5 protein-coding genes are annotated in these 7796 nt (G+C 43.0%); all 5 read left to right on the plus strand.

The window, feature by feature from the left end; translation table 11 throughout:
• Positions 1-96 precede the first annotated feature (96 nt).
• On the plus strand, positions 97-864 hold the full coding sequence (locus QZ334_RS05660; RefSeq protein WP_323758623.1) for a SprT family zinc-dependent metalloprotease: 768 nt from the start codon (positions 97-99) through the stop codon (positions 862-864).
• Positions 865-876: 12 nt separating this feature from the next.
• Positions 877-4284 carry a DNA polymerase III subunit alpha gene (locus QZ334_RS05665; RefSeq protein ID WP_295232630.1) on the plus strand — a complete coding sequence of 1136 codons (3408 nt, stop codon included), beginning with the start codon at positions 877-879 and terminating at the stop codon, positions 4282-4284.
• 75 nt (positions 4285-4359) lie between these two features.
• Positions 4360-6108, plus strand: coding sequence for a pyruvate kinase (gene pyk / locus QZ334_RS05670; RefSeq protein ID WP_295232634.1), 1749 nt, complete (start codon positions 4360-4362; stop codon positions 6106-6108).
• 37 nt (positions 6109-6145) lie between these two features.
• Positions 6146-6889 (plus strand): Bax inhibitor-1 family protein, encoded by a 744-nt coding sequence (locus tag QZ334_RS05675; RefSeq protein WP_295232637.1) that lies wholly within the window; start codon positions 6146-6148, stop codon positions 6887-6889.
• An 11-nt stretch (positions 6890-6900) separates the two neighbouring features.
• Positions 6901-7796, plus strand: an 896-nt coding sequence (locus tag QZ334_RS05680; RefSeq protein WP_295232638.1) for a LysR family transcriptional regulator, incomplete at its 3' end; no start/stop codon positions are given.

A 7796-nucleotide genomic window follows, 5' to 3' on the forward strand; every position in this document is an offset into this window, starting at 1 on the left:
GAGCAAACCACCCGTTTTACGGGTGGTTCTGATTTTATCATTTTACCTATATCGAATAATTCCTATTAAAATTACCAGAATTTTACGATTTTATGAGTGTTTTATGATAAAATAAAAGGTATGAATACTTCAACAACTAGGTCTATTACCTATAATGGCGACAGAATTGAATATGAGTTAACCATCAAGCGTGTGAAGAACATGAACATGCGCATTACAAAGGATGGTGTGATCCATGTGTCGGCGAATGCCTATGTGCCGGATTATAGGGTGGACAAGTTTGTTATCGAGAATATGCCCTTCATTGAGCGGGCTCGTTACAAGATTGATGCATTGAATGCCAAGCGCGTCGATGCGTTGCAGTATGTGAATGGTGAAAGCTTATCAATCCTCGGCATTCCTGTTACGTTGCGCCTAGTTGAGCAGGACGGAAAGCCTCATATCGGTTTTGACGGAAAAGCCATTCTTACTATGGTAGTGCCTCGTGGAACAACCTTTGAAGCAAAGCATAAATTAATGCAAAGTTATTGGCGTAATTTAGGGGAGAAGGTCTTTGTCCATTGGGCAAAGGTCGTGTATCAGCGCTTTCACAAGGCAGGTATTGATGTGCCTATGCCAACCATAAAACAGCAGCGCATGAAGAGCCGTTGGGGTTCTTGTACGCCAGCGAAGCAACTCATTAAGATGAACACTCGTTTATTAGAGGGGCCACAGGCGTATATTGAGTACGTTATGGTTCATGAGTTTGCTCATTTTAAATATTTAGACCATTCCAAGAACTTTCACAATCTAGTGGCACAGTTTTTGCCAGATTGGAAGGCTCGTAAGAAGTCATTGAACGTGTATTTTGCTCATCGCCCTTAAAGGAGGTGTACCATGCAGCCATTTGTACATTTACATAGTCATACTGAGTTTAGTTTGCTGGACGGCATCAGTCGTTTGCCTGACATGGTACGTCGTGCGAAGGAGTTAAATCAGCCGGCCCTTGCCATCACAGACCATGGCAATATGTATGCAGCCATTTATTTTTATAAGGAATGTGTAGCACAAGGCATTAAACCGATTATTGGGTGTGAAGTATATGTAACGGAACATAGCCGCCTTGATAAGCCGGAAGGTCGTAGCCGTGAACGTTTGAAACATCTAATTCTATTAGCAGAGACTATGGAAGGGTATCGAAATCTCGTAAAAATCGTGTCGAAAGCCTCTACTGAAGGTTTTAATTATAAGCCACGTGCAGACCGAGATTTATTGCGCCAATACAGCAAGGGGATAATTGCCCTCAGTGCATGTATTCAGGGAGAGATCCCTCAGTATATTTTGCAAGATAATATGGAAGGCGCGAAGCGTTCCATCGAATGGTATATCGAGACGTACGGGAAGGATAATTTCTTCTTAGAAATCCAAAATCATGGCTTGCCGGAGGAGGCAAAGGCTCAAGAGGAGCTCATTAAGCTCAGCAAGGAATACGGTCTTGGCATTGTAGCCTCTAATGACTTCCACTATGTCTTAAAAGAGGATGCGGACGCGCAAGATATTAAGGTATGTATTTCTACAGGCCGACGTCGTGCTGAGGTAGACCGCTTAAAGTTCCCTAATGATGAGTTCTACTTGAAATCTGGGGATGAGATGGCAGAGCTATTTGGACATATTCCGGGTGCCATCGAAAATACTTTAAAAATTGCAGACCGCTGCAATGTAGAGTTTAATTTTGACGAACATCACTTGCCGCACTTTGATGTGCCAGAAGGGGAAACGTCTAAAACCTATTTACGTAAGGTTTGTGAACGAGAAATTCCACGCCTCTATGGGGAGACATCTGAAGAGTTACAAAAACGCCTTGACTATGAACTAGATGTTATTGGCACCATGGGCTTTGAGGATTACTTCCTCATCGTATGGGATTATGTACGCTATGCCCGTGAGCATGATATTTTAGTAGGTCCTGGTCGTGGCTCTGCGGCGGGTTCTGTGGTTGCCTATCTATTAGGCATTACAGGCCTTGATCCATTGAAATATGATTTGCTCTTTGAACGGTTCTTAAATCCAGAGCGGGTAAGCATGCCCGATATCGATATTGACTTCTGCTATGAAAAGCGTGGTCAAGCCATCGAATATGTGACTCGTAAATACGGTCAAGCTCGTGTGTCCCAGATTATTACCTTTGGTACTGAAGCGGCTCGTGCCGTTATTCGTGACGTGGGTCGTGTGCTGGACTTGCCTCTAGCGGAAGTAAACCGCATTGCTAAGATGATTCCCAACGAACTAGGGATTACCTTAGATAAGGCACTGCAAGGCAAGGAGTTAAAAGCTTTATACGAAGCTGATTCAAACGTTAAAGAGTTATTTGATTTTGGTAAAAAGTTAGAAGGGATTGCGCGGAACTCGTCTACTCATGCGGCGGGCGTCGTAATTTCTGCAGACCCTCTAGATGACCACGTACCGGTACAAAATGCCAATGATGAAGGCTTTGTAACGCAGTACGATAAGGATAATATCGAGGAATTAGGCCTTTTAAAGATGGACTTCTTGGGCCTCCGTACCTTAACGGTTATGGGGGATGCCTTAAAGCTCATCAAGGCGAATCGTGGTATCGACCTCGATTTAGATGCTATTCCACTCGATGACAAGGCAGCTTGTGATATCCTCACAAAGGGCGATACATCTGGTGTATTCCAGCTCGAATCAGAAGGTATCACTAAGCTCGTTATGGACCTTAAGCCTGAGCATTTTGAGGACTTAATTCCATTGGTAGCCTTATACCGTCCAGGGCCATTGGGCTCTGGCATGGTAGCGGACTTTATCGACCGCCGTCACGGTAAAAAAGAGGTTACCTATTTACATCCTATCTTGGAACCGATTTTGAAAGATACCTTTGGGGTAATCTTGTACCAAGAACAGGTTATGCAGATTGCATCCGCCATGGGCGGCTTCTCCCTTGGTCAAGCGGACTTAATGCGCCGCGCCATGGGTAAGAAAAAGGAATCTGTTCTAAAGGCGCAGCGCGAATCCTTTATTCAAGGTTCCATTAATAATGGTATTGAAGAGTCCATTGCGAACGAAGTATTTGATTTGCTCGTATACTTCGCGGGCTATGGCTTTAATAAATCACATAGTGCGGCCTATGCGTACATCGCGTACCAAACAGCGTACTTGAAGGCTCACTATTTCCCTGAATTCATGGCTGCTACCATGACGAGCTTCATGCAGAACATGCAAAAATTGACGTACTATATCAATGCTTGTAAGAAGCACAATGTTAAGGTACTTGGCCCAGATATTAACTATTCTGAGCGCAGCTTTGCCGTGCAAGGTGATGCCATTCGCTTCGGCCTTGGAGGTATAAAAAACGTAGGGGACAATGCCATCGATCGCTTAATTACTGAGCGTAATGAACACGGTCTTTACACGGATATCGGGGACTTCTGCAAACGTGTTGATAATAAGGTTGTTAATAAACGACTTCTTGAAAGTCTCATTCGTTGTGGTGCTATGGATGGGTTCAAGGAAAACAGAAATCAATTATTGCACATGTATGAAAGTGCTCAAGCCGTAGGTGCTAAAGAGCAAAAGGATGCCGCTATGGGCACCATGAGTCTCTTTGGCGATATAGAGGAGTCCGTCGACTTCATCCCTGTACCGAATGTGGAGGATTTATCGGAAGACGATAAATTAAAGGATGAAAAGGAATATACTGGCTTTTACATTACAGGCCATCCATTGCAAGGCTATGCTAAGGAATTAGAGGGCCTCTTTGAGCTGGGTGCTCTCGTAGAAAATCCAGAGCAGTATGACGGTCAAACCATTACCTTTGGCGGTTTGATTGAAAATAAGACGGACCGTATGACAAGACGAAATGAGGTTATGTCCATTCTTCGCATCGAAGATTACTCTGGTGCGGCCAACGTAGTGGCATTCCCTAAGGTTTTTAGTCAAAGTCAACAGTTCCTTGCGGTCGATATGATCGTTAAGGTAAAAGGCCGCGTTGATGCGGATGAAAAGGGTGTGCAAATTATTGCAGACCGCATTATGCCGTTAAAGGTAAACTATAGTCAGGCTAAGCATGTGGCTATTCATATTTATAGTCAATATGACACGCCAGAAAATAGTGAAGCCTTAAAACGGCTGTTAACAAACACCGCAGGCTCTGTGCCAACATCACTATATTTGCACCGTCAACGGAAGCGCATTAACTTGCCACCGAACATGTGCTTTGACCCTAGCGATGAATCCATCAAGGCTATTGAAGCTATATTAGGTGACGGCTCTGTAGAGGTGCAATAATAAATAGCTTTCACCAACATTACTACAATAAGAAGTGAAAGATTCAATATAGAAATTACTTTCATAGGAGGAAAGATGAAACGTACAAAAATCGTATGTACTGTAGGTCCGGGAACGGATAAATTTGGTATCTTAGAAGATATGATGCGAGCGGGCATGAACGTGGCTCGTTTTAATTTCTCTCACGGATCTCATGAAGAGCAAGCAGAGCGCATGCAAATGGTGCGCGATGCGGCGATGATTGTTAATAAACCAATCGCATTATTGCTCGATACGAAAGGCCCTGAGGTTCGTCTTGGCCTATTTAAAGAGGGGAAGGTATTCCTTGAGGCAGGTCAACAATTCACGTTGACTACGGATGATGTGGAAGGCACAAAAGAGATTAGCTCCGTCAACCACAAAGGTCTTGTAAGTGATGTGTCCGTAGGGGATAAAATTTTATTGGCCGATGGTCTTGTAACACTTACTATCGATGCTATCGAAGGTAATAATATCATTACCACAGTTCAAAACAGCGGTGAAATCGGTAATCGTAAACGCGTGGCTGTGCCAGGCGTAGCGCTTAGCTTGCCACCTGTATCTGAACAGGATGAAGCGGACTTGCGCTTTGGCTGTCAACAGGGTGTAGACTTTGTAGCCGCATCCTTTATGCAACGCGGTAAAGACATTGTAGCCATCCGCCGCATCCTTGAGTCTGAGAAAAAAGATATCAAGATTATTGCAAAAATTGAAAATGCTGAAGGCGTAAAAAACATCGATGAAATTTTGGACGTAGCAGATGGCCTCATGGTTGCTCGCGGTGACCTCGGTGTAGAAATCCCTGCCGAAGAGGTACCAGTACTTCAAAAAATGATGATCGAAAAATGTAATGACTTGGGTAAACCAGTTATTACGGCAACCCAAATGCTAGAGTCCATGATTCAAAATCCACGTCCTACACGGGCGGAAGCAAGTGACGTAGCCAATGCCATCTTAGATGGTACGGATGCGATCATGTTGTCTGGTGAAACTGCAAATGGTGCTTACCCAGTAGAGGCGGTTACGACTATGACTCGCATTGCTGAGGTAACAGAACAAGCTGCTATTTACGATAGTAAAAGTCGTGCTCGTCAAGATGTGGATATGACGACTACCAGTGCTGTATGTTTAGCAAGCGTGCGCATCGCTCAAAACCTTGGGGCAGCTGCTATTTTGACATGTACTGAATCTGGTCATACTGCAATTAGCACTGCTCGACATCGTCCGGCTTGCAAAATTATTGCTGTAACACCGCATGAAGAAACAATTCGCCGCATGCAATTATGCTGGGGCGTAGAGGCTATTAAAGGTCATGAAATCGTTAACTCTGATGAAATGGTTAAACAAGCGATTACAGGTGCTCTTGGCACAGGTGCCATTGAGTCTGGTGACTTAGTTGTGGTAACGGCTGGCGTACCATCTGGTGCGACAGGGACTACAAATATGATTCGCGTTCATATTGCGGGGCAAGTACTCTTATCTGGCAATGGTATTTTGCGTAAATCCGTTACAGGCACTGTATTCATTGCTGCTAATCATAAGGGCAATTATGAAAGCTTCAAAGACGGCGACATCCTTGTGGTGGGGACAATGGAGCCTGAATTAATGGCAATTGCTAAACGTGCAGGCGGCATTATCGCTGTTGAAGACGGTTATACCTCTGACAGTGCTATTGCTGGCATTACCTATGGTATTCCTGTAATTTTAGGTGCTAAAAACGCTCATGACGTACTTCTTGAAGGTCAAGAGGTAACAATCGACGGTGAACGTGGTAAGGTATTTGCTGGCATTGCTAATGCTCGATAGTTTTAGTAAAAGATAATTAAATATAAGGAGGGATAGTATGAATCCATATAATGTAACAGGACCTAGTAATTCTCAAGTTGCTCAGGTTGAAAGTATTGTATCCCAACGTTTGAAGGGGTCCTTCTTGTGGATGGTTGTAGGTTTGCTTACAACTATTGGTGTTGGCTTTGCTGCATTAGCAAATCCAAACTGGCTACGCTTTGCATACGAAAACTTTAATATTATTCTATTAGTTGAATTAGGCGTAGTATTCCTATTTAGTGCTCGTGCGTATACGGCCAATGTTATGACTTTAAAAGGCATGTTCTTCCTCTATAGTGCATTGAATGGTCTTACATTGACACTTATATCCTTGAGATATAATGTATTTGAAGTAGTTATTCCAGCGTTAATCGGCACGTTAGCGTTCTTCATTGGCTTTGCCGTGGTAGGGGCTACTACGAAACGTAATTTGTCATCCCTAACACCATATGTAATGGCTGCCTTACTTGGTATGATCATCGTATCTTTTGTGATGATAGGGGCTCGTTATTTTAACTGGGCTGTACTTAGTGGCTTTAGCGACACTGTTAGCTTAGTTCTAGGTTATGTAGGGGTTGTAGTATTCTCCATCTTTACAGCTATCGATGTGAACCGCATTAAAAATAATGTGACACAAGTAGCGCTCTTGGAGGATGAAACCATTTTAGACCGCATTGAAATCACAGGTGCTTTGAGCCTATACTTAGATTTCATTAACTTATTCTTATCCTTATTGCGCATCTTTGGTAATAAGCGATAAAAGGAGATTGTATGGATAATAGAGAATGGCAAACCTTTGTAACCGTTGTGGATGAAGGGAATATTACAAGGGCTGCAGAAAAATTATTTTTATCACAACCGGCTCTAAGCTATCGGTTGCGCCATATGGAAAAAGCCTTGGGCCATTCTCTGTTGTTGCGAACTGCTGAAGGGATTGCTCTTACAGCACAAGGCGAAATTTTTTATGACTACTGTAAAAGAATGATGCAAGATCAAGAGGCCTTAGAAAATGCTATGAATTCCGCTTCTGGTAAGATTCAAGGGACCTTAAAAATCGCATCATCCATCAACTTTGCAGACTATGAACTACCAGCTTTACTGAAATCATTCCGGGAGCAATATCCGGATGTGCATATTCAAGTTAAGACTGCTTTCAGCCATCAAGTGGTAAAAATGTTTAATTCTGGTGACTGTATGGTTGCCTTTGCTCGTGGTGGCTATGAAGTATCTGGTAAATCTGAATTACTATTGGAGGAACCGTATTGTTTGGTTTATAAAGAATTAGTACCACCTGAGTCGTTAGAGAAGGTACCATTCATTAAATACCAAACAGATGCGTCTGTAGCAAACATTATTGAAACGTGGTGTGCTGAGCATTTTGAAGAACCACCGAGTGTTGCGATGGATGTAAATTCTATGAGTACGTGCCGTCACTTTGTACGCGCCGGCCTTGGATGGTCCATTTTGACCTACATGGGCCTTGGATCTTGTAAGGATAGAGATATATATGTAAGCCCATTGCGTAGCAAAGATGGTACCTATATCACTCGTGATACAAATATGGTATATACAAAGGATACGGAAAATCTTGTTGTAGTTAAAACATTCATTGAATATGTTCGTGATTACTATAAAAAACATACTGTTGTAGATAATAGTATTTTTAG

This window comes from Veillonella sp. (assembly GCF_019414865.1).
In the GTDB taxonomy this organism is placed as follows: domain Bacteria; phylum Bacillota; class Negativicutes; order Veillonellales; family Veillonellaceae; genus Veillonella.